Annotated in this window: 21 protein-coding genes and 1 tRNA gene; 11 read left to right on the forward strand and 11 right to left on the reverse strand. The window is 73.2% G+C overall.

All coding sequences use genetic code 11. From position 1 onward, the window contains the following. The first annotated feature begins 11 nt into the window (after positions 1-11). The 3 genes from V1260_RS12450 to V1260_RS12460 are packed head-to-tail and all read left to right on the forward strand — an operon-like array spanning position 12 to position 2,790. Entirely contained in the window at positions 12-992 is a 981-nt protein-coding gene (locus V1260_RS12450; protein ID WP_329747137.1) for a ribonuclease HI family protein, read from the forward strand. Next, positions 989-2,233 carry a DUF418 domain-containing protein gene (locus V1260_RS12455; protein WP_329747138.1) on the forward strand — a complete coding sequence of 415 codons (1,245 nt, stop codon included), beginning with the start codon at positions 989-991 and terminating at the stop codon, positions 2,231-2,233. Before V1260_RS12450 ends, V1260_RS12455 begins: the two co-directional genes overlap by 4 nt. A 5-nt stretch (positions 2,234-2,238) precedes the next feature. Further along, on the forward strand, positions 2,239-2,790 hold the full coding sequence (locus tag V1260_RS12460) for a DUF4031 domain-containing protein (protein WP_329747139.1): 552 nt from the start codon (positions 2,239-2,241) through the stop codon (positions 2,788-2,790). Positions 2,791-2,841: 51 nt separating this feature from the next. Here the strand turns inward: V1260_RS12460 and V1260_RS12465 are convergent, their stop codons facing one another. The 5 genes from V1260_RS12465 to V1260_RS12485 form a co-directional block, all read right to left on the reverse strand. Continuing rightward, positions 2,842-4,416, reverse strand: a complete 1,575-nt coding sequence (locus V1260_RS12465) for a sensor histidine kinase (RefSeq protein WP_329747140.1) — start codon at positions 4,414-4,416, stop codon at positions 2,842-2,844. 29 nt (positions 4,417-4,445) lie between these two features. Next, positions 4,446-5,165, reverse strand: a complete 720-nt coding sequence (locus V1260_RS12470; RefSeq protein WP_329747141.1) for a response regulator transcription factor — start codon at positions 5,163-5,165, stop codon at positions 4,446-4,448. Between the two features lie 54 nt (positions 5,166-5,219). Further along, a complete protein-coding gene (locus tag V1260_RS12475) occupies positions 5,220-5,735 on the reverse strand; it encodes a LapA family protein (RefSeq protein ID WP_329747142.1) in 516 nt (171 codons plus the stop codon). Positions 5,736-5,763: 28 nt separating this feature from the next. Continuing rightward, positions 5,764-7,449, reverse strand: a complete 1,686-nt coding sequence (locus V1260_RS12480) for a DNA repair helicase XPB (protein ID WP_329747143.1) — start codon at positions 7,447-7,449, stop codon at positions 5,764-5,766. Between the two features lie 68 nt (positions 7,450-7,517). Continuing rightward, positions 7,518-8,315, reverse strand: coding sequence for a hypothetical protein (locus tag V1260_RS12485; protein ID WP_329747144.1), 798 nt, complete (start codon positions 8,313-8,315; stop codon positions 7,518-7,520). Between the two features lie 295 nt (positions 8,316-8,610). On the opposite strand from V1260_RS12485, the gene gndA reads away from it, so the two are divergent. Beyond that, on the forward strand, positions 8,611-10,071 hold the full coding sequence (gndA, locus tag V1260_RS12490) for an NADP-dependent phosphogluconate dehydrogenase (RefSeq protein ID WP_329747145.1): 1,461 nt from the start codon (positions 8,611-8,613) through the stop codon (positions 10,069-10,071). Between the two features lie 223 nt (positions 10,072-10,294). On the opposite strand, the gene V1260_RS12495 is transcribed toward gndA, so the two are convergent. Together V1260_RS12495 and V1260_RS12500 are read right to left on the reverse strand one after the other, a co-directional pair. Beyond that, complete coding sequence (locus tag V1260_RS12495) at positions 10,295-10,561, reverse strand: hypothetical protein (protein ID WP_329747146.1); 267 nt, start codon at positions 10,559-10,561, stop codon at positions 10,295-10,297. A gap of 197 nt (positions 10,562-10,758) precedes the next feature. Further along, a complete protein-coding gene (locus tag V1260_RS12500; RefSeq protein ID WP_329747147.1) occupies positions 10,759-12,921 on the reverse strand; it encodes a helicase-associated domain-containing protein in 2,163 nt (720 codons plus the stop codon). 60 nt (positions 12,922-12,981) lie between these two features. Between V1260_RS12500 and V1260_RS12505 the strand changes: the two genes are divergently transcribed. Next, positions 12,982-13,055 (forward strand) — tRNA-Leu (locus V1260_RS12505). Positions 13,056-13,094: 39 nt separating this feature from the next. Continuing rightward, entirely contained in the window at positions 13,095-13,829 is a 735-nt protein-coding gene (locus V1260_RS12510; protein ID WP_329747148.1) for a YggS family pyridoxal phosphate-dependent enzyme, read from the forward strand. Positions 13,830-13,866: 37 nt separating this feature from the next. Here V1260_RS12510 and V1260_RS12515 read toward each other — a convergent pair whose 3' ends face one another. Continuing rightward, positions 13,867-14,958 (reverse strand): ROK family transcriptional regulator, encoded by a 1,092-nt coding sequence (locus tag V1260_RS12515; RefSeq protein ID WP_329747149.1) that lies wholly within the window; start codon positions 14,956-14,958, stop codon positions 13,867-13,869. Between the two features lie 186 nt (positions 14,959-15,144). Here V1260_RS12515 and V1260_RS12520 point away from each other — a divergent pair, with 186 nt between their 5' ends. The 4 genes from V1260_RS12520 (at position 15,145) to cls (ending at position 20,360) form a co-directional block, all read left to right on the forward strand. After that, positions 15,145-16,491: an MFS transporter gene (locus V1260_RS12520; protein ID WP_329747150.1), complete on the forward strand. Its 1,347-nt coding sequence runs from the start codon at positions 15,145-15,147 to the stop codon at positions 16,489-16,491. Positions 16,492-16,603: 112 nt separating this feature from the next. Continuing rightward, complete coding sequence (locus V1260_RS12525) at positions 16,604-17,737, forward strand: trans-sulfuration enzyme family protein (protein ID WP_329747151.1); 1,134 nt, start codon at positions 16,604-16,606, stop codon at positions 17,735-17,737. 135 nt (positions 17,738-17,872) lie between these two features. Further along, positions 17,873-18,799, forward strand: coding sequence for a Bax inhibitor-1/YccA family protein (locus tag V1260_RS12530; protein ID WP_329747152.1), 927 nt, complete (start codon positions 17,873-17,875; stop codon positions 18,797-18,799). A gap of 73 nt (positions 18,800-18,872) precedes the next feature. Next, complete coding sequence (gene cls, locus V1260_RS12535; protein WP_329747153.1) at positions 18,873-20,360, forward strand: cardiolipin synthase; 1,488 nt, start codon at positions 18,873-18,875, stop codon at positions 20,358-20,360. Positions 20,361-20,385: 25 nt separating this feature from the next. Here the strand turns inward: cls and V1260_RS12540 are convergent, their stop codons facing one another. Together V1260_RS12540 and V1260_RS12545 are read right to left on the reverse strand one after the other, a co-directional pair. Then, complete coding sequence (locus V1260_RS12540; RefSeq protein ID WP_329747154.1) at positions 20,386-21,183, reverse strand: hypothetical protein; 798 nt, start codon at positions 21,181-21,183, stop codon at positions 20,386-20,388. A gap of 22 nt (positions 21,184-21,205) precedes the next feature. Beyond that, on the reverse strand, positions 21,206-22,147 hold the full coding sequence (locus V1260_RS12545; RefSeq protein ID WP_329747155.1) for a hypothetical protein: 942 nt from the start codon (positions 22,145-22,147) through the stop codon (positions 21,206-21,208). A 178-nt stretch (positions 22,148-22,325) separates the two neighbouring features. Between V1260_RS12545 and thiD the strand changes: the two genes are divergently transcribed. Beyond that, on the forward strand, positions 22,326-23,198 hold the full coding sequence (thiD, locus tag V1260_RS12550; RefSeq protein WP_329747156.1) for a bifunctional hydroxymethylpyrimidine kinase/phosphomethylpyrimidine kinase: 873 nt from the start codon (positions 22,326-22,328) through the stop codon (positions 23,196-23,198). Positions 23,199-23,246: 48 nt separating this feature from the next. On the opposite strand, the gene V1260_RS12555 is transcribed toward thiD, so the two are convergent. Continuing rightward, positions 23,247-24,482, reverse strand: coding sequence for a glycoside hydrolase family 3 N-terminal domain-containing protein (locus V1260_RS12555; RefSeq protein ID WP_329747157.1), 1,236 nt, complete (start codon positions 24,480-24,482; stop codon positions 23,247-23,249). Positions 24,483-24,531 lie beyond the last annotated feature (49 nt).

Here is a 24,531-nt window from a genome sequence, read left to right on the forward strand (position 1 = left end):
CCATGGCTCCCATGACGATCACCGCTGCGGCCGACGGCTCCGCCCTCGGCAATCCCGGGCCCGCCGGCTGGGCCTGGTACATCGACGAGGACACCTGGCGCGCCGGGGGCTGGCCCCACGGCACCAACAACATGGGCGAGCTGAAGGCGGTGCTGGACCTCCTCGAGGCCACCGCGGTGGACGCCGACCAGCACCTGCACGTCCTCTGCGACAGCCAGTACGTCATCAACTCGGTTACCAAGTGGATGCCGGGCTGGAAGCGGAAAGGCTGGCGCAAGGCCGACGGCAAGCCGGTGATGAATGTCGAGCTGCTGCAGGCCATCGACCGGGCGCTCGCCGGTCGCAGCGTCGAGTTCGAGTGGGTCAAGGGCCACGCCGGGCATGCGATGAACGAAGCCGCGGACCGTCGGGCGAACGCCGCCGCGACCGCCTTCTCCAAGAAGCAGGATCCTCAGGTCGGGCCCGGCTACCGCGGCAGCGCCCCGGCTGCCGCCGCTGCGGGGACGACTGCCGCCGCGGCTGAGACGACCTCCTCCGAGGAGCACGACCTCTTCAGCCTCTTCGAGGCCGACGAGCCCGGCCCCGGCGACGCCCCCGCGATCCCCGACCGCTGCGGCGCCCCCGAGGGCATCGAGCCCGTCCTCGCCGGCACCGCGCTCGAGCAGGTCGCCGCCCATGAGCTGGCCCTGCTGGATCCGCGGCTGCGCGCCGATCCGCCGAGTGCCGCCGCGCTGCTGCATCCGCGCTTCACGGAGATCGGGGCGAGCGGACGCGCGTGGACCCGGGAGGAGCTGCTCGAGGAGATCGCGCCGGTCTCCGGCGTCGAGGCAGAGGACCTGGTCGCCGAGGAGGTCGCCCCGGGCGTCGTCCTGCTGACCTTCGCGACCCGGCGCGACGACGGCTCGCGCGTGCTGCGCAGCTCCCTGTGGCTGCGGGAGGGCGACCGGTGGCTGCTGCGCCACCACCAGGGGACCCCGGCCGACGAGCGGTGAGCGTCCCCGCACCCCCCGGCCCGGTCCCGCTCGCGGAGCGCGCCGCCGGTCCCGACCTCGCCCGCGGCCTGGCCCTGCTCGGGATCGGGCTCGCGAACCTCGTCGCCTGGCTGCACGGCGAGCCCTGGACGGTGCTGCTCAAGCAGGCCGAGGCCGCCCCGCTCGACCGCGCGGTCGACGTGCTCCTCGCCCTGTCCGTCGACAACCGCCTCTTCCCCCTCTTCGCCCTGCTCTTCGGATACGGCCTCGGCATCCTCCACCGCCGCTCCCTCGCGGCGGGAGAGCGGCCGGGACGCTTCGTGCTGCGCATGCTGCGCCGCCACCTGGTGCTCCTCGCGATCGGCCTGCTGCACGCGACGCTGCTGTTCAGCGGTGACATCCTGGTGGCCTACGCGATGATCGGCATGCTCTGCGTGCTGCTCCTGTCCCGCCATCCGGTGCTCCTGGCGCTCGGCGGTGCGCTCGCCCTCCTCCCGCTCGGCACCTGGGGCTGGGCCGACGGGGTGGTCGGCCTCGGCGGCGGCGACGGGTACGTCCTCGCGAGCGCCGCCACCTACGCCGCGACGCTCCTGCCGCGCGCTCGCGAGGCGCTGTTCGATCTGGCCACGGCCCCCGCCTACGACCTCGGGCTGCTCGCCCCGATGGCGATCGGAGCCCTCGCCGCTCGCCACCGTCTCCTCGAGGACGTCCCGCGGCACCGCGCGCTGCTGCGCCCCACCGCCGCGATGGGCCTCGGGATCGGGCTGCTCGGCGCCCTGCCGCTCACCGTCGTGCTCGTGCTGGACCCGCACCACGAGCGGCTCGACGCGGTGATCGTGCTGGGGATCCTCGGCACGATCCACCAGCTCACCGGGCTGGTCGCTGCGATCGGCCTCGCCGCGGCCTGCGCCCTCCTCGCCGAGCGCCTGCTGCCGCCCCGGCCCAGGGACGGGGACAGCGGGACCGAGCCCGCCCGCCCGGGCGCGCTCGTCGCCCCCGCCCGCGCCGTGACCGCCCTCGGCACGATCTCCCTCACCGCCTATGTGGCGCTGTCCCTCGAGGCGCTGCTGCTCTTCCCGCCCTACACCCTCGACCTCGGCGCCCGTCTCGGCACCGCCCCGGCGGCGCTCCTGGTCGTCGCGGGCTGGCTCCTGCTCGTCGGCCTCGCCGAGCTGCTGCGGCGCCGCGGCCGACGGGGCCCGCTCGAGGCGCTCCTGCGCCGCCTCGCCCGGCCCCGCGGAGCGGGCGCGCCCGTAGGCTGAGCGCGATGACCGTCTACGCCGACACCCCGCGCTGGCCCCGTCACGGCACCGTCTGGGGCCACCTCGTCTCCGACAGCTCCCTCGAGGAGCTGCACGAGACCGCGGCCCGCGCGGCTCTGCCCCCGCGCAGCTTCGACCTCGACCACTACGACTGGCCCGAGCAGGCCCGGGACCGGCTGGTCGGCGCCGGGGTGCGGATGATCGGCGATGGGGAGCTGACCCGGATCCTGATCGCCTCCGGCTTGCGCGTCCCGCTGCGGGACCGGCCCGCGGCCCGCGCCCGGCGCACGGCCGAGCATGCCGCCGCCCTCGGCCTCGAGCCGGTCCCGACGGACCTGGTCGGCGGCCTCCTGGGCCATGCCGACCCGCTGCCGCCTGCGTCGGACGCCCCGCCCGGAGCGTTCCGGCTCGGCCGCGAGGAGCCCGTCGGACCCGCCCGGATCGAGGCGCATGACGACGCGGGGCGCCGCGCGGCCGAGCACCTGCTCGCGCATCTCGACCAGCTCGCCCGCGCCCGCGGCGAGGCGGGCTTCGTCGGCCAGCTGCTGCAGCTCTGACAGCTCCGCCCCCGACCGCGTGAGCACCGCCCCGCGACCACTGCGCCGGGCTCAGCCGGTGGAGGAGTCCCCGTCGGCCCCGCGCACGTCGATCGCCCGGACCTGGTCGGGCTGGGCGCGGTCCTCCGGCTCGATCTCGGTGCCCGGCAGCTCGACCCAGAAGGTCGCGCCGCCGCCCGGGGTCTCCTTCACGCCGATGGCTCCGCGGTGCTGCTGCACGATGGTCGTCGCGATGGAGAGCCCGAGGCCTGCGCCGCCGCCCTGGGTCGCCGAGCGCACCCGCGAGGAGTCGGTGCGGTAGAAGCGCTCGAAGACCCTCTCGCGCTGCTCCTCGTCGATGCCCTCGCCGTGGTCGCGGACCTCGAGCAGCACCGTGCCCTGCTCGGTGTAGCCCACCGCGATCTCCACCGGCGACCCCTTGGGCGTGTGCCGGTTCGCGTTCCCGACCAGGTTGAGGATCACCTGGCGCAGCGAGGCCTCGTCGCCCAGCACGCCGATCGCGACGTGCGGCTGCACGGTCAGCGCCGTCCCCGCGAGCGACACCACCATCACCCGGCGCCCCGGGTCCAAGGCGCGCAGGTCCTGGGCCGCGTCGAAGAGCGCATCGGAGAGGTCCACGGGGGTGAGCGCGAGGTCCGGGTTCTCGTCGAGCCGGGCGAGCCGCAGCAGGTTCTCGACGAGCGAGCCCATTCGCCGCGCCTCGTCCTCGATGCGCCGCATCGCCGAGGCGACGTCCTCGTCGGTGCGCAGCGCCCCCATCCGGTACAGCTCGCCGAAGCCCCGGATGGCGGCGAGCGGGGTGCGCAGCTCATGGGAGGCGTCGCCCACGAAACGCCGCATCCGCGCCTCGGAGCGGGTCGCGTGCTCCTCCGACTCGGACTGCGCCGCGAAGGCCTGCTCGATGCGCACCAGCATCTCGTTGAGGGACATGGCCAGGGCGTGCACCTCGAGGCTGGTCTGCGTGACCGGCACACGTCGAGAGAGGTCGCCGCCGGCGATCTGCGAGGCGGTCGCCTCGACGTCGCGCAGCGGCTCGAGGGAGCGGTGCGTCATGTACCCGCCGAGGCCCATGCCCACGAGCACCACCAGGGTCCCGACGAGCACGATGATCAGGGCCATCTCGTGCATGGTGCGGTCCACGCCGGTGAGCGGCAGGGCCACGTACACGCTGCCCTTCTCGGGCCCGGTGTTGAGCATCGCCACGACCCGCCAGCGGTTCTCCGCCGAGTCCAGCACGGTGAATGGCCGGCCCCCACGATCCCGGATCTGCTCCTCGGTGAGATCCGGGAAGGGGACGGAGACGTCCTTGCTGCCGTAGTGGACGACGACCTTCTCGATCGATTGCCCCGAGCTGTCGCGCACCTCGACCGCGTACTCGACCGGGGTGTAGGTGCTCGAGCGCACCTCGTCGTCCTGCCCGGCGAGCTCGTGCTGGGCCAGCTCGAGCATCTCGCCCATGCCGGAGTGGAGGTTGTTGTCGACGGCCTGGATCAGCGTGCGGTTGAGCAGGAACAGCGAGAGGCTGCCGGTGATCACGGTGCCGAGCACCAGCAGCAGCGAGATGAGGGCGACGATCCGGGTCCACAGGGACACGGGCCTCTCGGTGCGCAGGGTCGGCAGGGCCACGACTCGGAGTCTTCTCGGGGCGCCCGGGCTCAGGCGCCGTCGGCGGCGCGCAGCACGTAGCCGATGCCGCGCTTGGTGTGGATCATCGGGTCGCCGATCACGTCGATCTTGCGGCGCAGGTAGGAGATGTAGGACTCGACGATCCCCACCTCGCCGGACCAGTCGTAGTCCCACACGTGGTCGAGGATCTGGGTCTTGGAGACCACGCGCCCGGCGTTGAGCATCAGGTAGCGCAGCAGCTTGAACTCAGTGGGGGAGAGCTCGATGGTCACGTCCCCGCGGTAGACCTCGTGCGAGTCCTCGTCGAGACGGAGGTCGCCGACCACGAGCGAGCTGTCGACCGCGGTCTCCGAGCCGCCGTGGGTGCGGCGCAGCACGGCGCGGATCCGGGCCACGACCTCTTCGAGGCTGAACGGCTTGGTCACGTAGTCGTCGCCGCCGACGGTGAGCCCGGCGACCTTGTCCTGCGTCTCGTCCTTCGCGGTGAGGAACAGGATCGGGTACTGCTCGCCGCGGTCGCGCAGCCGACGGGTCACGGTGAAGCCGTCCATGTCGGGCAGCATCACGTCGAGCACCACCAGGTCGGGCTGGTTCTCGGTGGCCTCGCGGATCGCCTCGTTGCCGGTGGAGGCGGTGAACACCTCGAAGCCCGCGAAGCGCAGGGAGGTGGCGAGGAGGTCGCGGATGTTCGGCTCGTCGTCGACGACGAGGAGCCGGGCCTCGAAGTCCTGGTCTGCAGTCGTGGTCATGGGCTCACCGTCCTCCCCGAACGTGGGAGTCGGCTGAATGTCGGCTGGACGCGCTCACCGGGTGACGCGACGGACCTTCTCCTGCTGCTTGCGCAGCTTGCGGATGGTCCAGCTCATCTGGATCATCCGCACGGAGCCGACGAGCGCCATGACCAGCGCGCCCGCGATCGCGGCGAGCAGCATGGCGACGCCGAGGGGCAGATCGAACTCGGCGCCGAAGTACTGGAAGCGGGCGGTGACGTTGTTCTGGATCACGAAGATCAGCAGCAGGACGAGGACCACCGCGCCGAGGATCAGGCCGATCCACATGCCGGCCGTCTTCCCGCCGCGGGAGGTGTCGACCGGCTCCTCGACGACGGGCTCCGGCGCGTCCGGTCGCGGCGCGGCGCGGCGGCCGGTGGGGGAGGAGGTCGGGGCGTCGGCCGACGGCGGACCGGCGGGGGCCTCGGTCGCGTTCGTCGGGGCGCCGGCGGTGGTCGGGATCTCGGGCGACGCGGTCTCCGCGGCGGGGCGCGGCGGCTCGGGGGCGCGACGGACGGGCTGGTCGGTGTTCTCGGGTCCGGTGCTCATGAACGCTCCTCGGGGTCGACGACTGGGCTCACTCTAGCGATCCGGCGACCTCGTCCGGGGCCCTCCCGTCCGCGAGTCGCCGCAGGTCCTCGCCGTCGACGATGCGGTAGGCGTAGCCCTGCTCGGCGAGGAAGCGCTGACGGTTCGCCGCGAAGTCCTGGTCCTGGGTGTCTCGCAGCACGACCGTGTAGAAGTGCGCGGAGCGCCCGTCGGCCTTGGGCCGCAGCAGCCGCCCGAGCCGCTGCGCCTCCTCCTGCCGGGAGCCGAAGGCGCCGGAGACCTGGATCGCGACCGAGGCCTCCGGGAGGTCGATCGAGAAGTTCGCGACCTTCGAGACCACGAGGCGGCTGATCTCCCCGGCGCGGAAGGCGTCGAACAGCTCCTGGCGACGGCGCACCGGGGTCTGCCCGGTGATGAGGTCGGCGCCGAGCCGCTCGGCGATCTCCTCGAGCTGGTCGAGGTACTGGCCGATCACGAGCAGCGGCTCCTCCGGGTGGCGGGCGACGAGCTGCTCGACGACGTCGATCTTCGCCGGGTGCGCGGCGCCGAGCCGGGGGCGGTCCTCGGTCTCGGCCATGGCGTAGGCCATGCGGTCCTCGGCGGGCATGCTCACCCGCACCTCGGTGCATTCCGCGGGGGCGATGTACCCCTGCGACTCGATGTCCTTCCAGGGGGCGTCGTAGCGCTTGGGGCCGATGAGCGAGAAGACCTCGCCCTCGCGGCCGTCCTCGCGTACCAAGGTCGCGGTCAGGCCCAGCCGCCGTCGTGCCTGCAGGTCCGCGGTCATGCGGAACACGGGAGCGGGCAGCAGGTGTACCTCGTCGTAGACGATCAGGCCCCAGTCGCGGGCGCTCATCAGTTCGAGATGTGGGTGGATCCCCTTCCGCTTCGTGGTGAGCACCTGGTAGGTCGCGATGGTGATCGGGCGGACCTCCTTGCTCGATCCGGAGTATTCGCCGATCTCCTCGTCGGTGAGGGTGGTGCGGCGCAGCAGCTCGTCGCGCCACTGCCGCGCGGAGACGGTGCTGGTGACGAGGATCAGCGTGGTGCGCTGCATCGCGGCCATCGCCCCGGCGCCGACGAGGGTCTTGCCCGCGCCGCAGGGGAGGACCACGACGCCGGAGCCGCCGTGCCGGAAGCCCTCGACCGCCTCCTGCTGGTAGGGGCGGAGCTGCCAGCCGTCCTCCGCGAGCGCGATCCGATGGGCCTCGCCGTCGACGTATCCGGCGAGGTCCTCGGCGGGCCAGCCCAGCTTCAGCAGCGCCTGCTTGAGCGCGCCGCGCTGGGAGGGATGGACGGCGACGGTGTCCTCGTCCAGGCGCGCTCCGAGCATGCCCTGCACCCGCCGGGCGCGCAGCACCTCCTCGAGGACGGGCCGGTCGGTGGTGCGCAGCACGAGCCCGTGCCGGGGATCGGCCTCGAGGTGGAGCCGACCGTAGCGATCCATGGTGTCGGCCACGTCGAGCAGCAGCGCGTGCGGGACGGCATAGCGGGAGTGGTCCACGAGGGCGGCGACGACGGTCTCCGCGTCGTAGCCGGCGGCGCGCGCGTTCCACAGGCCCAGGTCCGTGATCCGGTAGGTGTGGACGTGCTCGGGCGCCCGCTCGAGCTCCGCGAAGGCGGCGATCGCGAGCCGGGCCGCACGGGCTCCGGGATGGTCGACCTCGAGCAGGAGGGACTTGTCGCTCTGGACGATGAGGGGGCCGTCGGTCATCCCTTCAGGCTACGCCGGGACCGGGGCGCGACGGCCGCCCGAGTCTGCTCAGGCCCGCTCAGGTCCGCTCAGGCCCGCGCGGGATCCGGCAGCTCGCGGCCGTTCAGCCGCTCGAAGAGGGCCAGCTCGAAGAGCATGAGGAAGGGGGCGAGCGCGATCACCGCGGGGAGGACGAAGGCCACGACCGTGGCGATCAGCGAGATCACGAGCACGGCGACGATGGTGGTGGCGAGGTTCACGCGGGCCAGGGCCACGGACTGCTTCACCGCCTCGACGGGGCCCGCGCCGCGCGCGGCCGCCGGGACCGCGTAGATCAGCACGACCGAGGCGATCAGCCCCGGGACGTAGAGGAGGAAGAACCCGACCGTCGTGATCACGGCCACCAGCAGCACGGTCAGCATGATCCGCACCGGACCCGCGAAGACCTGGCCGATGCGGGGCCGGCCGCCCTCGCGGACCACCTCGGCCGCGTGCGCCGATCCCGACTGCCACAGCAGGGACACCGGCAATAGCAGGAGTAGCACGCCGTAGAACGCGGCCATCCCGAGCATCATGTCGAGCAGCTCCGGCTCGGCCTCGGCGTAGGGGAGACGGCTGAATATCACGGCGAACATCGCGACGGTGGCCACGACGCACACCCCCAGGATCAGCACGAGGTACACCACGCCCGGCACGAGATGGGCGACGACGTTGCGCTGCAGGCCGCGCAGGGCGAAGGTCAGTGCCGCGCCGAGATCGGCGCCGAGATCGGTGCCGGGGGCGGGCGTGCGGACCGGGCCCCCCGGCGCGGGCTCCCGGGCGGGGGCCGATCCGGGCGCGGGACCGGAAGCGGGATGGTTCGTCGAGGACGTCGGCGGGTACGTCATGGGTCGGCTCCTCGGAGGGGGAGGCGGAAGCGCGCAGAGAGCTGGTGGGCGGACGGGGGCCGAATCACCCCGCCCCCGGCACGACCGTACCGTGGCGCCGGCCGTCCGAGCACCGCGATCCGGAGCCGGGAGAGCGATGTCCCGGGGCGCGGACGCGGCAAGCCCTGGCACGCTCGGACGCCGTCGGCGCGGACTCCCTAGAATGGTCGCGATCGATCGGGCCCGCGATGCCCGCCGGCCTGTCCGGCGCCGCGGATCCGCCCGGCGCGACAGTCACCTGATCTGAGGAGATCCCATGGCAAGCTTTGCTCCCTCCCCCGCGAACGTCGCCGACATCGGCGTCACCGGAATGGCGGTGATGGGCTCGAACCTCGCCCGCAACTTCGCCCGTAACGGCTTCAAGGTCGCGATCCACAACCGCTCCGTCGGCAAGACCGAGAAGGTCATCGCCGATCACGGCACCGACGGCGAGTTCTACCCGTCGGAGTCGATGGCGGAGTTCGTGGCTTCGCTGCAGAAGCCGCGCGTCGCGATCATCATGGTGAAGGCGGGCAAGCCCACCGACGCCGTCATCGACGAGCTCGCCGGACTCATGGAGGAAGGCGACATCATCGTCGACGCGGGCAACGCGCTCTTCACCGACACGATCCGCCGCGAGGCCGCCCTGCGCGAGAAGGGCCTGCACTTCGTGGGCTCGGGCGTCTCCGGCGGCGAGGAGGGCGCCCTCAACGGCCCCTCGATCATGCCCGGTGGCACGAAGGAGTCCTACGACCGCCTCGGCCCGATGTTCGAGAAGATCTCGGCGCACGTCGACGGCGTGCCCTGCTGCACCCATGTCGGCGCCGACGGTGCCGGTCACTTCGTGAAGATGGTCCACAACGGCATCGAGTACGCCGACATGCAGGTCATCTCCGAGGCCTACGACCTCATGTCCAAGGCCCTCGGCATGGACGCCCCCTCGATCGGCGACGTCTTCGCCGAGTGGAACAAGGGCGACCTGGAGTCCTTCCTCATCGAGATCACCGCCGAGGTGCTCCACCACACCGACGCCACCTCCGGCAAGCCCTTCGTGGACGTCATCCTCGACCGCGCGGCCCAGAAGGGCACCGGCGCGTGGACCGTGCAGACTGCCCTGGACCTCGGCGTCCCGGTCACCGGCATCGCCGAGGCGACCTTCGCCCGCTCCGTCTCCGGCTCCGTGCCGCAGCGCGAGGCGGCCCGTGCGGTGCTGCCCGCGGAGACCCAGTCCCTCGAGATCGCCGATCACGCCCAGTTCATCGACGACCTGCAGAAGGCGCTCTACGCTGCGAAGCTGGTCTCCTACTCGCAGGGCTTCGACGAGATCGCCGCCGGCGCGAAGGAGAACGGCTGGGAGATCGACCTCGGCGCCATGGCCCGCATCTGGCGCGGCGGCTGCATCATCCGCGCCCGCTTCCTCAACCGCATCACCGAGGCCTACGAGCGCAACGCCCAGCTGCCCCTGCTGCTGGCCGACGAGTACTTCACCGCCGAGATCGCCAAGTGCATCCCGGCCTGGCGCCGCGTGGTGGCCTTCGCCGCCGCTTCCGGCTACCCGGTCCCGGTGTTCGCCTCGACCCTGTCCTACTACGACGCGGTGCGCTCCGAGCGCCTCCCCGCCGCCCTGGTCCAGGCTCAGCGCGACTTCTTCGGCGCGCACACCTACCAGCGCGTCGACACCGAGGGCACCTTCCACGTGGAGTGGTCCGAGGACCGCCGCGAGAGCAAGCAGGACTGATCGACGTACTGCGAGGAACGAGCGGTAGGAGATCAGTCGATCTGATGCAGGACTGATCGACGTACTGCGAGGAACGAGCGGTAGGAGATCAGTCGATCTGATGCAGGACTGATCGCCTGATCACCCCGGGGCCCCGCCCCGCTGCACGAGAAGAGCCCGGACCGAACGGTCCGGGCTCTTCGTCATTCCTGGGCGCCGCGGGCGGCGCGAGGATCGGTCGGGATCAGTAGGTCTCGATGTTCGCGTACATGTTGCCCATGGCCACGAAGTAGATGATGAGGCCGACGATGTTGATGACCAGGAAGATGCCGTAGGCGATCCAGCCCCACTTGTAGTACTTGTTGGCAGTCTCGAGGTCGGTGTCGGCCTTGGTCAGGCCGAGGATCGCGAGGATCAGGGTGACGATGTTGCCCAGGCAGAGGACGCTCACGACGAGCTGGACGATCCACTTGGTCTTGGAGACGGAGGCTCCGGTCTGCGGGGTGGTCATGGGGGGATCCCTTCGGGTCGCGCGGCGCGGCCGCGATCATTCAGTGCGAGCGTCGTCCGGGAACAGGGCCCGTCGACGTCGGGCACAGCATAACCATGGGAACACTCTGGAAGGACATGGGGAGGACTCCCCATGCCGCCGGGGCGATGCCGCTGTCGCGCCCGCCGTTGTCCGCCCGCTCGCGTCCCGTCCCGGAGCTACCCGAGGGTCACCCGGTGGACCAGGACCGTGAACTCCTCGGGGCTGCCCGGGACCCGGGCGCGCAGCCTCCCGCCCTCGAGGGAGAGCGGCAGCGCCTGACGCACCGCGACCCCGCCGCGGCCGTCGACGATGCCGAGCGCGAGCTCCTGCCCCTGGGCGATCGCCTCGAGGAGGCGGTCGGTCACGCTGAGGTCCCGCTGCCCCTCCTCGGCGGCGCGGATCCTCGCGACGGCCTCCGCGGGCGGCAGACGCAGCTCGGGCCCGTCGACGGTGACGAGGTCCGCCGCGGGGGCGGGGGCGTGGAGCTCATGGGGCAGCTCGGCCGCCGCGGGACGGCCGTCGGGCCCCACCGCCTGGGGCGACAGCCCGGCGCGGCGGGCGATCTGCAGGGCGAAACCGGGATCCGAGAGCGTCGTGGCGACGGTCGGGGCGAGCCGGTGCAGGTCCAGCGGCTTCGCCTCGGGGGCGACCTGCAACAGGTCCAGCACCTCCGCCTCGGCCGTGAGCACCGTCGTGGCGCGGGCGATACGCACCCGGCCGTGGCGCCGCTGCTCGTCCTGCAGCAGGTACTCGAGGGCCTGGGGGAGCGGGGTGCGGGAGGCGCGGTCGAGCAGCTCGAGGAGGGCCAGCGGATCCCGGCCGGACCCGAGGGCGCGGCGCACGGACTCTGCGGTGAAGCGCAGGGTGAGCGCCCCGCCGCGGGAGACGACGTCGGTCCAGTCCAGCAGGGGCAACAGCGTCTCGGCGGGACGACCGGGGATGACGGCCGTGAGGTCGGCGCCGAGCAGCACCTCCTCGACGGGCGGAGGAGCGGCCTCGCGGAGGGCGGTGGCGAGGCGCTCGTCGGCCGTGGTGACCGGTTCGTCCAGCGCCCGCACCAGCTCCTGGCCGAGCAAGGTGAGGCAGCCCCCGTCGAGCAGACCGAGCGCCCGGCCCTCGACGCGCAGCGCCTCGACCTCCTCGGCGAGGATGTCGGCCGGGACGAGGGGGAAGGCCCAGGCCAGCGAGCGCTGCAGCGATTCCGGGGAGGTGTCGAGCGCGGGGCAGGTCTCGAGCGCCCGCAGCAGCGAGGCGCGGCGGCTGCGCACCCCGTCGCGGCGGGTGAGGTCCGAGAGCAGGGCCCGGCCCGTCCCCGAGGAGTCCGGGGTGCCGACCACGGCGGCCAGATGATGCCCGCGCGCCCAGGCGAGGGCGAGCTCGGCCCAACGCTGCTCGGGGGCGAGCGAGCGATGGGAGTCCCAGTCGCGCGTGGGGTGCCACTCCTGGCCGTCATGGCCGATGAGACCGTCCTGCCAGGCGGTCTGCAGCACGGTCGCGCAGTCCAGGAGCGGGGCGTCGGCCCGGTCGGCGAGCCGGCGCAGGTCCCGCTGCGGGATGCCGCCGCGGCGCAGCACCCCGGGCGGGTCGTCGTCCCAGTCCCGCACGGTGCCGAGGATCCGCAGCGCCTCGAAGGCGCGCTCGACGGCCTGCGCGGCGCGGCTCCCGGAGATCCGCTCGGTGATCTCGGGTCCCTCGGGCTGCGGCCGACGGGCGACGAAGCTCCGGCGCACGCGACCCCCGCGCAGGGCGAGGTGCACGGTGCGGGGGATGCGCAGCGCGCCGTCGGCGTCGGCCGCGACGATCCCCGCCTGCCGCAGCTCCTCGGCGAGCCGGCCGGTGCCCTGGACCTCGGCGGGGCCCCAGGCGAGGGTCTCGAGGACCTCGCCGAGGCGCTCCCGCGCCGCGTCCACCCGATGACGGGCGAGGACGGGTGCGGGATCGTCCTCGTGGGCGGGGGCGAGGCCGGCGGGGGTGCGCAGCCCCTCGCGCAGGGGCCGGACCAGGCGCAGCTCGTCCTCGCCCCACACCAGGGCGAGGGTCTCGAGGCGCTCGAGGGCGGTGGTGATCTCGGCGGGCTCGGCGGAGACCGCGGCGGCGAGCTCGGCCGGGGAGGTGCCGTCGGGGAGGACCGCGAGGGCCTCGACGAGGTGCAGCTCGGGCAGGGTCAGGGACTCGAGCGCACGGCGGGCGGAGGTCGGCCCGGCCGCGCGGGCGGCGAGGGGGCCGATGCCGTTCGGGAGCGGGGCGGCGAGATCCGGTCGGGCGAGGAGGAGGGCCTCCAGGCGGTCGTCGCCGAAGAGTCGCAGGGAGTCCGCGAGGGACCGGATCACAGCGGTCATGATGCATTCCAGCATATTCAGCTTAGGCTTGGCCCGCCGCGCTCCCGCCCGGGCGGCGGCGCCCCCATAGCCCAATCGGCAGAGGCGGCCGCCTTAAAAGCGGCGCAGTGCGGGTTCGAGTCCCGCTGGGGGCACGGGCGTCCCGGACCGCGCCGCCTGCCACAATGGGGGCCATGACCTCCTCCGCCGTCGACCACGAGCTGCTCGCCGAGCGCCTGGACGCCGTGCTCGCCCGGATCGATGCGGCCGCCGCGCGCGCCGGCCGGGACCCGTCGGCGATCACGCTGCTGCTCGCCACCAAGACCCGCACGCCCGCCGAGGTCGCCGCCGCCGTGGACCTGGTCCGCGCGCGGGGCCGACGGCTCGCGGTGGGGGAGAACCGCGCCCAGGAGATCGCCAAGCACGAGGATCCGCTGCTCGCGGGCAACGGCGTCCCTCGGCATTTCATCGGGCGCCTGCAGACGAACAAGGCCCGCGACGTGATCGCCTTCGCCGAGCTCGTGCACAGCGTGGACCGCGACGACATCGCCGACGCCCTCGAACGACGCGCGGAGCTCGCGGGGCTGCACCGTGACGTGCTGGTGCAGGTGAACACCTCGGGGGAGGAGTCCAAGGGCGGCTATGCCCCGGACCTCGAGGCGCTCTGCGCGATCGTCGAGCGGCTGCGCGGGAGCGAGCATCTGCGCCCCGTCGGGCTGATGACCATCGGCGCGAACACGAGCGAGGAGGCGACGGTGCGGGCCTCGCTGCGCGGCCTGCGGGAGCTGCGTGACCGGCTCCGCGAGCGGCTCGGCGCGACGGAGCTGGTCGAGCTGTCGATGGGGATGAGCGGCGACCTCGAGATCGCCGTCGAGGAGGGTGCGACGATCGTCCGCGTCGGCTCGGCGATCTTCGGCGCCCGCGCCTGAACTGCGCCTGACCCGCGAGCCCGCGCCTGGCCCGGGCTCACTCCGGGCCGACGAGCCCCTGTGGCACCCCGTAGGCGTGCTCGAGCACCTCGCAGGCCGCGCCCACCGCGATCAGGTCCGCGCCGCGCGTGGACAGCAGCACCTCGACATGGATCCACGGCTCCGCGAGCAGACCTGCCGAGAGGTCGCGGCGGATCGCCTCCATGGTGACGGCGTGGTGCTCGTGCACGGTGCGGCCGCCGAGGATCACCCGGTCCACGTCCACGAGGCGCACCAGGTCGAGCGCCACCGAGGCGAGCACGTCGGCGGCTGCCGCCGCATCGCCGGCGTCGAGCGCCGCGCGGTGCTCGGCCTGCGCACAGCCGCGGCGCCCGCAGGAGCAGGGCGCGCCGCCGATCCGCACCACGGTGTGGCCGATCTCCCCGGCCTGGGAGTGCGCGCCGTGGATGATCCGGCCGTTCAGGCACAGGGCCGCCCCGAGGCCGTCCTCGACCAGCAGCAACGCGGTGTCGCGCAGCAGATGCGGCTGGGTCCAGGTCTCGCCGACGAGGGCCGCGCGCGAGTCGTGGTCCAGCAGCACCGGGAGCTCCAGCTCCGCGGCGAGCAGCCGGCGCAGCGGCGCCCCGCGCCAGGGGTCCGGGTCGGCGGTGCCGCGGTACACGCCCTCGCCGCGGTCGACGGGGCCGGGCATACCGACGCCGACGCCGAGCAGCTCGCCGTCGCCGATGTCCGTGAGCTCGCGGGCCATCGTCGCGAGGGTCGCGACGAGGTCGGGGATCGGCTGCAGGTGCCCGATCTCCAGCGCGAGCCGCCCCAGGATCTCGCCCGTGAGGTCGACGACCACGCCGTGCAGGCGGGTGCGGGTGAGGTGCAGGCCGATCGCGCGGCGCGAGGACGGCTCGATCCGGTAGAGCGTCGTGGGTTTGCCGGGGCCGGCGGTGATCGTGCCCGCCTCCGTCATCAGCCCGCGGCCGATGAGACGGGCGAGGATCTTCGAGATGGCCTGCGGCGTGACCCGCAGCTCCGCGGCGAGATCGGCCCGGGAGACCGGATCGCCCCGTCGGGCGACGGCGAGGACGGCGGCGTCATGCGCGCCGGCCACGCGGTCGAGCGGGCTGGACGGTCTCACCGGATCATCCTTGCACGGACCCCCGCGCGCACCGCGCACGATCGCGCACCCGTCGGGCCCGCCGACGTGATCCGGACCCGCACCGCGCCCGTACCCCTTGACGTAACGCAACAGCGTTGGCTTACTGGGTGTCAGAGGCGAAGGAGCCCGTCCGCACCGTCCGCTCCCGACGACCGAGGTCTCCCCATGAACACCCTCGACAGCACCCGTCCCCTCCCCGATGCCGCCGGCCCCGCCCCTGCCGACGGCGCCCGCCCCGCACCGATCGCTCCGGCCCGCCGCCGCCTGGCACTCCTCGCCCTGGCCCTCGGCGGCTTCGGCATCGGCGCCTCCGAATTCGTCTCCATGGGCCTCCTGCCCGACATCGCCGGCACGCTGCTCGGCGAGCAGATGGTCGCCGACCGGGAGGGCGGCATCGCCACCGCCGGTCACGCGATCACCGCGTACGCCCTCGGCGTCGTCGTCGGCGCCCCGGTGCTCGCCCTACTCTCGGTGCGCTGGTCCCGCACCACGATGATCGTGGCCCTCGCGGCCGCGCTCGCCGTCGGCACCGCCCTCTCCGGCCTCATGCCCACCTTCGAGCTGACCGTCGCCGCGCGCTTCCTCGCCGGGGTCCCGCACGGCGCCTACTTCGGCGTCGCCTCCCTGCTCGCCGCCTCCCTCATGGGCCCCGGCAACCAGGGCAAGGGCATCGCCCTCGCGCTCTCCGGCCTGACCGTCGCGAACCTCGCCGGGGTTCCCCTGCTCACCGCGCTCGGTCAGGTCGCCGGCTGGCGCGCCGTCTACCTCGTGATCACCGTGATCTTCGTGCTCACCATCGTGGCGCTGCTGCTGACCGTGCCCCGTCAGGCCGCCCCGAAGGGCCGGCGCATGATCGACGAGCTCGCCGCACTGCGCCGGCTGCAGCTGTGGATCGTCATGGGCATCGCCGCGATCGGCTTCGCGGGAGCCTTCGCGGTCTTCAGCTACATCGCCGACATCACCACCCATGTCACCGGCGCCCCGGCCTCCGCGGTGCCGTGGGTGCTCGTCGCCGCCGGTCTCGGCATGACCCTCGGCAACCTCGCCGGCGGTGCCCTCACCGACCGCTCGCTGACCGGCACCCTGCTCGGGGCCTTCCCCGTCTACATCGCCTCGCTGGTGCTCTTCCTGCTGGTCTCCGAGGTGTCGCTGGTGGCGATGAGCCTCGCCTTCTTCCTCGTCAACGCCACCAACTCGATGCTCGGCCCCGCCATGCAGACCTGGCTGATCCGGATCGCGCACCGCTCCGAGGTGCTCGGCGCCTCGCTCAACCACGCCGCCTTCAACGTCGCCAACGCGATCGGTGCGGCCCTCGGCGGGGCGGTCATCGCCGCGGGCCTCGGCTACCGCGCGCCGATGGTGGTCTCGATCGTGCTCGCCGTCGTCGGCTTCGCGATGGTCGGCGCGACCCTGCTCGCCCTGCGGGTGCGGGCCCGTCGCACCCGCGCGCTGCTCGCGGCGAACCCGCCCGCGACCACCGGCTCGATCCCCGTGGTCACCGCGGGGGTCTGAGCCCGCGGGCGCCGCGCCCCCGGGCGTGTCACACGCGGTCATCGGCCTCCTCGGGGCGAGGCCTCCCCGCGTACGGTGTGGTCACGCCGCGCCCCGTCCCGAGGAGACCCCCGTGCACATCCAGACCCTGGCCGTCCAGCATCTCCATGCCCAGGACCTCGGCGCCGTGGTGCCGCCCGTGCACCTGGCCTCCACCTACGCCCTCGACCCCGCGACCGAGGACGGCCCCTACGCCTACCAGCGGGGCGCGAACCCCACTCGCGGGCAGCTCGAGTCGCTGCTCGCCGCGCTCGACGGCGCCCGGCACGGCTTCGCCTTCGCGACCGGCATGGCCGCGACCGCCGCGGCGCTGTCCCCCCTCGGCGTCGGCGACGAGATCATCCTCCCCACGAGCGTCTACGGCGGCACCTACCGCTTCGTCGAGGAGGTGCTGCCCGCCCGCGGGATCACCTCCCGCTACGTCGCGGACCTCAACCAGCTGACCGCCGAGGACCTCACCCCCGCGACCCGCGCGCTCTTCATCGAGACCCCCTCCAACCCGACGCTGCGGATCACCGACCTGCGCCGCCTCGTCGACCTCGCCCACGCCCACGGCGCCCTCGTGATCGTCGACAACACCTTCATGACCCCGGTGCTGCAGCGCCCGCTCGAGCTCGGCGTCGACGTCGTGGTCCAGTCCGCCACCAAGTACCTCGGCGGCCACTCCGACCTCCTCGCGGGCACGATCACCACCAACGACGACGCCCTCGCGACCGCCTACGCCCACGCGCAGAAGGCGCAGGGCGGGGTGCTCTCCCCGAGCGAGTCCTTCCGCCTGATCCAGTCGATCAAGACCCTCCCGCTGCGGCTCGAGCGGCAGCAGGAGACGACCGCCGCGATCGTCGCCCACCTGCGCGGCCGCGAGGAGATCGCCGTGGTCCACCACCCCGGCTCCCACAGCGCCGAGGAGGCCGCGATCCACGCCTCCCAGGCCACGGGCACCGGCGCCGTGCTGTCCTTCGAGCTCGCCGAGGGTCTCGACCGGGTGCGCTTCCTCCAGGCGCTGCGGATCCCCGCCTACGCGGTGAGCCTCGGCGGGGTCGAGTCGCTGATCTGCCGCCCGGCGACCATGACCCACGAGGCGATGACCCCCGCGGCGCGCGAGGCGGCGGGGATCGGTGACGAGCTGCTGCGGCTCTCCGTCGGCATCGAGCACGCCGACGACCTCCTCGCCGATCTCGACCAGGCTCTGTCCGCTGCAGGCTGAGCGCGCACCCAGCGCGATCCCGGGAACGGTCGATACCATGTGGGGGTCGGCGCGCCGCGGGACCTCTCCCGGACCCGCCCCGAGGTCAGGACCTCGGACACGGCGCCCGCCATCCGCTTACTCGTGAGGAGCCCCATGGCACGCCACAACATCGTGTTCGGCCGCGACCAGGCCGTGCAGCAGGGCGCGCACACCGCCCCGTCCTTCGGTCGGTCCGCGTCGTCCGGCCCCGCGCCCGGCACCCAGTGGTCCACCGGATTCGACCAGGCCGGAGCCGCCGCGGGCACCGCCGCCGGCTACGCCCAGGGCGGCGACCAGCTGGAGTCGATGTACGCCCGTCCGGCCGCGACCGGCCACGACACCGGCCGCATGACGATGCGGGACGCGCTCAACGCGATCACCGCGACCCTCGGCACGATCGTGGTCATCGGCTTCGTCGTCGCGGTCATGCCGTACGTGCTCGGCGCCGTCGCCGGCGAGGACGGCCTCATGATCGGCCTCGCGCTGACCGGGGTCGCGGCCGTCGTGGGCCTGATCGGCGGGCTCGTCCTCGCGCTCGTCAACTCCTTCAAGAAGACCCCGTCGCCGATCCTGGTGCTCGCCTACGCGGCCTTCGAGGGCCTCGCCCTCGGCGGCATCAGCGGCAGCCTCGAGCAGGTCTACCCGGGCATCGCCATGCAGGCCGTGGTCGGCACGCTGGTGGTCGCGGGCGTCGTGCTCGTCGCCTTCCGCTTCGGCGTGCTGCGCACCACCCCGCGCCTGACCAAGATCTTCGGCATCGCGATGATCGCCTACATGGGGCTCCTGCTGGTGAACCTGGTGCTCTCCCTGATCACGGGCGCGGGTTTCCTCACCGGGGCGCTCGGCCTGCTGATCGGCGGCATCGCCGTGGTCATGGCGTCCTACTCGCTCGTGATGGACTTCGAGGATGTCCAGCGGGCGGAGAGCGCGGGCGCGCCCCGCGTGTACGCGTGGCGCTGCGCCTTCGGCCTCGCCGTGACCATGGTGTGGCTGTACATCGAGGTGCTGCGGATCCTCGCGATCCTGCGCGGCAACGACTGATCGCCCTCGCCTAGTCTGAGACGGCGGGTCCCCGGTTCCGGGGGCCCGCCCTCGGCCGTTCGGAGGTGAGGCCGTGGAGGCCTTCTGGCAGTGGTTCCCGGAGCACGGGGTCGTCGTCGCGACCTATCTCGCGCTGGGGCTCGACGTGGCGCTGCGCATCGCCGGGCTCGTCCTCGTGCCCCGCAACCGACGCCCCGGCTCCGCGCTCGCCTGGCTGCTCGCGATCATGGTGCTGCCGATAGTCGGGTTCCCGCTGTACCTGCTGCTGGGCAAGGCGCAGCTGCCCCGCAAGCGCCGCGTGAAGCAGGAGCACATCAACGCCCTGATGCACGAGCGGGCGGAGCGGATCCCCGACAGCGCGCTCGATCCGGACGTGCCGAGCTGGCTGCAGGGGGCGGTGCGGCTGAACCGCGAGCTCGGGGCGTTCCCGCTGACCGGCAACAACTCGGCGGACCTGGTGATCGACTACGACACCTCCCTCGCCGGCATGGCCGCGGACATCCGCGCGGCGCGCGAGCAGGTCCACGTGCTCTTCTACACCGCGGGGCTCGACGAGGTCACCGCCGATCTCTTCGCGGCGCTCGGCGAGGCGGCCGACCGGGGGGTGCGGGTGCGCGTGCTGTACGACCACTGGGGCTCCGCCTCCCACAGGGCGGTCTACCGGGCCATGCGCGAGCACCTGGACGCGCACGGCATCGAGCACTATCCGATGATGCCCTTCAAGCCCTTCCGCGACGGGGCGTTCCAGCGGCCCGATCTGCGCAACCACCGCAAGCTCGTGATCGTCGACGGGCAGGTGGGCTGGATGGGGAGCCAGAACCTCATCGCCGCCCACTACGACAAGCCCGCGAACATCCGCCGCGGTCTGCACTGGCAGGAGACCATGGTGCGCCTGCGCGGCCCGATCGTGGCCGAGATGAACCTGCTGTTCGCGACCGACTGGTATTACGAGTCCGACGAGCAGATCTCGGAGGGCGAGCTGGTCAGCGCCCCGGAGGACACCTCCGGCAGCTACGAGTGCCAGCTCGTGCCGAGCGGCCCCGGCTTCGTGTTCGAGAACAACCTGCTGCTGTTCAACCAGCTGTTCTACTCGGCGGAGCGGCGGATCAGCGCGGTCAGCCCGTACTTCGTGCCCGACGAGTCGATGCTCGCGGCGATGATCACCGCGGCCCGGCGCGGGGTCGAGGTGGAGCTGTTCGTCTCGGAGATCGGGGACCAGTTCCTGGTCTTCCACGCCCAGCGCTCCTACTACACGGCGCTGCTCGAGGCCGGGGTGCGGATCTGGCTCTACCGGGCGCCGACGATCCTGCACGCCAAGCACGTCACGATCGACGAGTCGGTGACGGTGATCGGCTCCTCCAACATGGACATCCGCTCGTTCCTGCTGGACATGGAGTCCTCGCTGATGGTGGGCGGCACGGACTTCATGGAGAAGATGCACGAGGTCGAGGACGTCTACCGCTCCCGCAGCCGGGAGCTGACCCTCGAGGAGTGGCAGCGCCGACCGCGCCTCATGCAGCTGCTCGACGACCTGTGCCGCCTCGCCTCCGCCGTGGTCTGAACAGCCGGTGTCCGCCTGCGGGCCCTCAGCCGGAGAGGCCGGTGAGGGAGCCGATCGCCTCGTCGACGGCCTCCTCGTGCTCGGTCACGCCCACCGCCCAGTCGGTGAGGAAGAAGCTCGGTCCCTGCGGGGTGGTGACCACGATGACGGTGATCCCGGTGGCGTCGGTGAGCTCGAGCGGGTCGTCGGTGAAGTTGACGACGCCGTCGGCGCGGTAACCGGGCATGCCCGCGATGGTCACGGCCTGGGTGAACTCGTCGTCGAGGGTGCGGCCGGTGGCGTCGCCCCAGTTCGACCCCCGGAAGAAGCAGTCCAGGATCGTCTCGGCGGCGACCTTGTCCCCGGGGTACTCGATGCCCGGCTGCCACTCCACGGCGCCGACCGCGATCGTCGAGTACCAGGTGCCCTCCACATGGGCCGCGGCGACCTGCATGTCCTGCGCGTAGGCGGGGAAGCCCCACTCCCACCGCTCGCTGAACACGGCGGGCGGGATCATCTCGAGACCGCCGCCGCGCAGGCGGCCCGACGGATTGGTGGAGGTCCGCTCCCGCTCCTCGGGCGCCCAGCAGCGCTCCGCGGTGACCGTCTCCGGGGCGGCGGAGGTGGTGGTCTCCGTGGCGGTGGTCTCGGCCGCGGTGGTCGTCCCGGTGGCGACCTCACGGCCCCCGCCGCCGCCCCCGCGGAGCACCAGATAGCCCACGGTGCCCGCCACGATCAGCAGGAAGACCAGGGCGAAGGCGATGCCGCCGATCAGCAGCGCCCCGCTGACCCCCCTGGACGGGGCCTGAGGCCGGGTGTGGGGTGACTGCGGTCCGGTGTGCACGGCTGCTCCTTGGGCGGTGGGCTCAGTCGACGACGACGAGGCTGGCGATGATGTCCTCGAGGTTCTGGACGTGCTCGGGCTGGTCGGCGGCGACGTCGGAGACCAGGGCGCTCGGCCCGGAGGGGGTCTCGACGACGATCGACGTGACGATCGAGGCGCTCGAGGTCTCGAGGATCTCCGGATCCTCGAAGTGGTAGGTGGCCTGCACGATCCAGGCGGCGCTGCCGTCGACGGTGGTCGCCTCGGAGCGGTAGTCGGTGACCACCGGATGCTCGCCGAAGTGGCTCATCACCCCGGCGGTGGTGGCGTAGCACTGGAAGAGCGCGACGGCGCTGGTCTCGAGGCCGGGATAGCCGCCCTCGTCCTCGGGCCAGACGACCCGGCCGAGGTTCACGACGCTGTACCAGCTGCCCTCGACGTTGCGCCCCTCGGCGCCGACCTGGTCGAGGTACGGGATCGACCCGGCGCCCCAGCCCACCCCCCAGCCGTCGGGGATCGTGTACTCGAGGTTCCCGCCGCGGATCGCGTCGCCGCCGGAGGGCGACGCCGCGGACTCGGGCGAGTCGGGGATGGTGCAGTCGGTGGTAGGGGCCTGGGTGAAGATCGGCGGCGGGGGAGCGAGTTCGGGATCGTCGGGATCGGGCACGTACTCGCTCTGCCCCTCCGCAGTGCGGTCGCCCGTGGGATGCGCGGAGGGATCCGGGTCGGCGAGCACCGAGCGGAAGACGGTCTGGGAGAGCACGAGGGCGATCACGGCCAGGAGCACGACGCCTGCGCCGACCACCGTGAGGGTCACGGCGAGAGTCCGCCGCTGGGCCCCTTCGCTCGGCGGTCCCAGGGTGGCCGGTCCAGTCGCGTGGTCATACGCGGGCAGGCCGCCCTCGCCGTCGGGGGAGGAGTGCGCGGCGAAGTCGGGCAGCGACCCGCTCTCCGGCCGGTCGCCGTGCTGATCATGCTGCGACATCGTCACCTCCCCGGCGCGGGCCCTGTGCCCTGCCTGCCCCTCGGAGCCCCTCGCCCCGGACGATTCTCGCACGAGCCCTCGCCCCCAGGGTGCGAGCGGCTCGCCTTGGTACGCTCCCCGGGACCGGTCGCCGGTGCCGCCACCGCGACCCACCCGCCGCCGAGCAGACGGAGTCCGCATGCGCCCGCCCCTGGTCCTGACCATCTCCGCCTCCGACTCCGACGGTGCCTCGGGCATTCAGGCGGATCTCAAGACCCTCACGGCGCTGGGCTCCTACGGCGCGAGCGCCGTGACTCTCGTGCAGGCGGTGAACCCGCAGGGCTCGCGCGCCGTCCACTACCTCCCCGCGGATCTGGTCGGGGCGCAGATCGACGCGGTCGCCGAGGATCTCCTGCTCGACGTCACCAAGATCGGGGTGCTCGGCAGCGCGGCCGTGGTCGGCATCGTCGCCGAGGCGATCCGCGCCCACGGGACGCGGCTGGGGCGGCTGCTGCTGGATCCGGTGATGACCTCGAGCGACGGCACCGCCCTGATCTCCGCCCAGGGCGCCGCGGCGATGCGCGAGCAGCTGCTGCCGCTGGTGCACGTGCTCACCCCGAACATCGCGGAGGCGGCGCAGCTTCTGGGCCGCGCCCGAGCCACCTCGATCGACGAGATGCGCGAGCAGGCCCTGGCCCTGCGCGCCCTGGGACCGTCGACGGTGCTGATCACCGGCGGCGGCCTCGACGGGGAGGACGCCGTGGACGTCCTGGTCCACGACGGTGGCACCGACCTGCTCCGGGCGCGCCGCCGGGCGGACCGCTCGGTGCGCGGCGCGGGGGCGACCCTCTCCGCCGCGATCGCCGCGCAGCTCGCCCGCATCGCCGAGTTCGAGCGTGCCGGGGAGCTCACGGAGATCGGCGCCCCCGGGCGCGACGACGACATGGTCACCATCGTCGCCTCCGCGAAGGAGTTCCTCGCGAGCGCCCTCGAGAACGCGGAGGGCTGGCGCCTGACCCGCGGGGGCGGGGCCCAGGTCGTCAACCAGCTGATCACGCTCGACAAGGACTGAGCCGGTCCACGTCCCGTCGGAGCCCCGACGGCGCCCCGTCCGCCCGGATCAGCCCTCCAGCAGCCCCTGGCGCTCCTTGAGGGCGAGCATCCGCCCGGCCGACTCCCGCACGCGGCGCGCCTCCTCCTCACCGCGCGCGGCCCACTCGAGGATCGCGTCGACCAGCTGGCCGGTGAGGGTCGGGTCGGCCGTGAGCACCACGTCGCCGCCCGCCTCGAGCAGCCGCGTAGCCCGCTCGGCGACGGGGACGTCGGCGACGGCCTTCGCGGCGCCGATGTCGTCGGTGACCACGAGCCCGGTGAAGCCGAGCTGATCGCGCAGCAGGCCCTGGACCGCGGCGCGGGAAAACATCGCCGGGACGTCGGGCTCGATCCGCGGGTAGACCGCGGAGGACATCATCACCAGCGGCGCGCCCGCGTCGATCCCGGCCGTGAAGGAGCCCAGGAACGGGTCCTCCGGGGACGTCTCCGCATCCTCGATGCCCTCGGCGGAGAAATCGGTGTTCTGCTCGACCCGGCCGAGGCCCGGGAAGTGCTTGAGGGTGGCGGCGACACCCTGCTCGTCGAGCGCCCGCACCGCGGCGGCCACGCACGCGCCGACCGCTTCCGGATCGGTGCCGAAGCCGCGATCGAGGGCCCCGACCGGTTCGTTCTCGTCTCCCAGGGCGGGATCGACGACGTCCGCGACGGGGGCGAGGGCGACCGCGATCCCGCGGGCGGCGAGATCCTCGCCGATGCTGGCGTACGCCTCGGCGACGGCCTCCGGCCCCTGCTCGCCGAGCTCCTCGGCCGACGGGGTCCTCCGGGCGGCGTCCCCGCGCAGCATGCGCACCTGCCCGCCCTCCTGGTCCACCGCGAGCAGCGGCGGCAGGTCGGGACGGGAGAGCTCCCGGGCACGGGCGACGGCGCGGTCGACCTGCTCGGCGCTCTCCCAGCGCTGCAGCAGGAAGACCCCGCCGGCGTGATGCTCGGTGAACACCTCCGCGGGAACCTCGGTGCCGAAGGCGTGGCCGACGAGCACCAGCTGTCCGGCGATCTCCCGCTCGTCGAGCTTCTCGAGGAGGCGCTCGGCGGCGCTGGGCGGCTCGGTCGTGGGGCCGGCCGTCGTGGGCGAGGCGCTCGGCTCCCGAGCCGGCCCGTCCGAGCCACCGTCGGACGCGGAACCCCGGTCCGAGGCGGAGCCGCCGTCGGACGCGGAGCCCTCGCCGTCGCCCGGATCCGGAGCGGCGGTGCAGGCCGTGAGCGCGGCGAAGGGTGCGAGGGCCAGGAGCTGTCGGCGGCGCATGCGGTCAGTCTTCCACGGCCCCGGGACGTGACCTGCCCCACCCGTCCAC

The sequence above is a fragment of the Brachybacterium sp. J144 genome (assembly GCF_036321705.1).
GTDB lineage: Bacteria > Actinomycetota > Actinomycetes > Actinomycetales > Dermabacteraceae > Brachybacterium.

Bases quoted from the DNA above. Each gene is read 5' to 3' on its own strand.
- V1260_RS12555 (WP_329747157.1), bottom strand. From the start codon at position 24,482: ATGCGCCGCCGACAGCTCCTGGCCCTCGCACCCTTCGCCGCGCTCACG.
- V1260_RS12480 (WP_329747143.1), bottom strand. From the start codon at position 7,449: ATGACCGACGGCCCCCTCATCGTCCAGAGCGACAAGTCCCTCCTGCTC.
- V1260_RS12475 (WP_329747142.1), bottom strand. From the start codon at position 5,735: ATGAGCACCGGACCCGAGAACACCGACCAGCCCGTCCGTCGCGCCCCC.
- V1260_RS12460 (WP_329747139.1), top strand. From the start codon at position 2,239: ATGACCGTCTACGCCGACACCCCGCGCTGGCCCCGTCACGGCACCGTC.
- V1260_RS12450 (WP_329747137.1), top strand. From the start codon at position 12: ATGACGATCACCGCTGCGGCCGACGGCTCCGCCCTCGGCAATCCCGGG.
- gndA (WP_329747145.1), top strand. From the start codon at position 8,611: ATGGCAAGCTTTGCTCCCTCCCCCGCGAACGTCGCCGACATCGGCGTC.
- V1260_RS12485 (WP_329747144.1), bottom strand. From the start codon at position 8,315: ATGACGTACCCGCCGACGTCCTCGACGAACCATCCCGCTTCCGGTCCC.
- V1260_RS12495 (WP_329747146.1), bottom strand. From the start codon at position 10,561: ATGACCACCCCGCAGACCGGAGCCTCCGTCTCCAAGACCAAGTGGATC.
- V1260_RS12510 (WP_329747148.1), top strand. From the start codon at position 13,095: ATGACCTCCTCCGCCGTCGACCACGAGCTGCTCGCCGAGCGCCTGGAC.
- V1260_RS12500 (WP_329747147.1), bottom strand. From the start codon at position 12,921: ATGACCGCTGTGATCCGGTCCCTCGCGGACTCCCTGCGACTCTTCGGC.
- V1260_RS12520 (WP_329747150.1), top strand. From the start codon at position 15,145: ATGAACACCCTCGACAGCACCCGTCCCCTCCCCGATGCCGCCGGCCCC.
- V1260_RS12530 (WP_329747152.1), top strand. From the start codon at position 17,873: ATGGCACGCCACAACATCGTGTTCGGCCGCGACCAGGCCGTGCAGCAG.
- V1260_RS12545 (WP_329747155.1), bottom strand. From the start codon at position 22,147: ATGTCGCAGCATGATCAGCACGGCGACCGGCCGGAGAGCGGGTCGCTG.
- V1260_RS12470 (WP_329747141.1), bottom strand. From the start codon at position 5,165: ATGACCACGACTGCAGACCAGGACTTCGAGGCCCGGCTCCTCGTCGTC.
- thiD (WP_329747156.1), top strand. From the start codon at position 22,326: ATGCGCCCGCCCCTGGTCCTGACCATCTCCGCCTCCGACTCCGACGGT.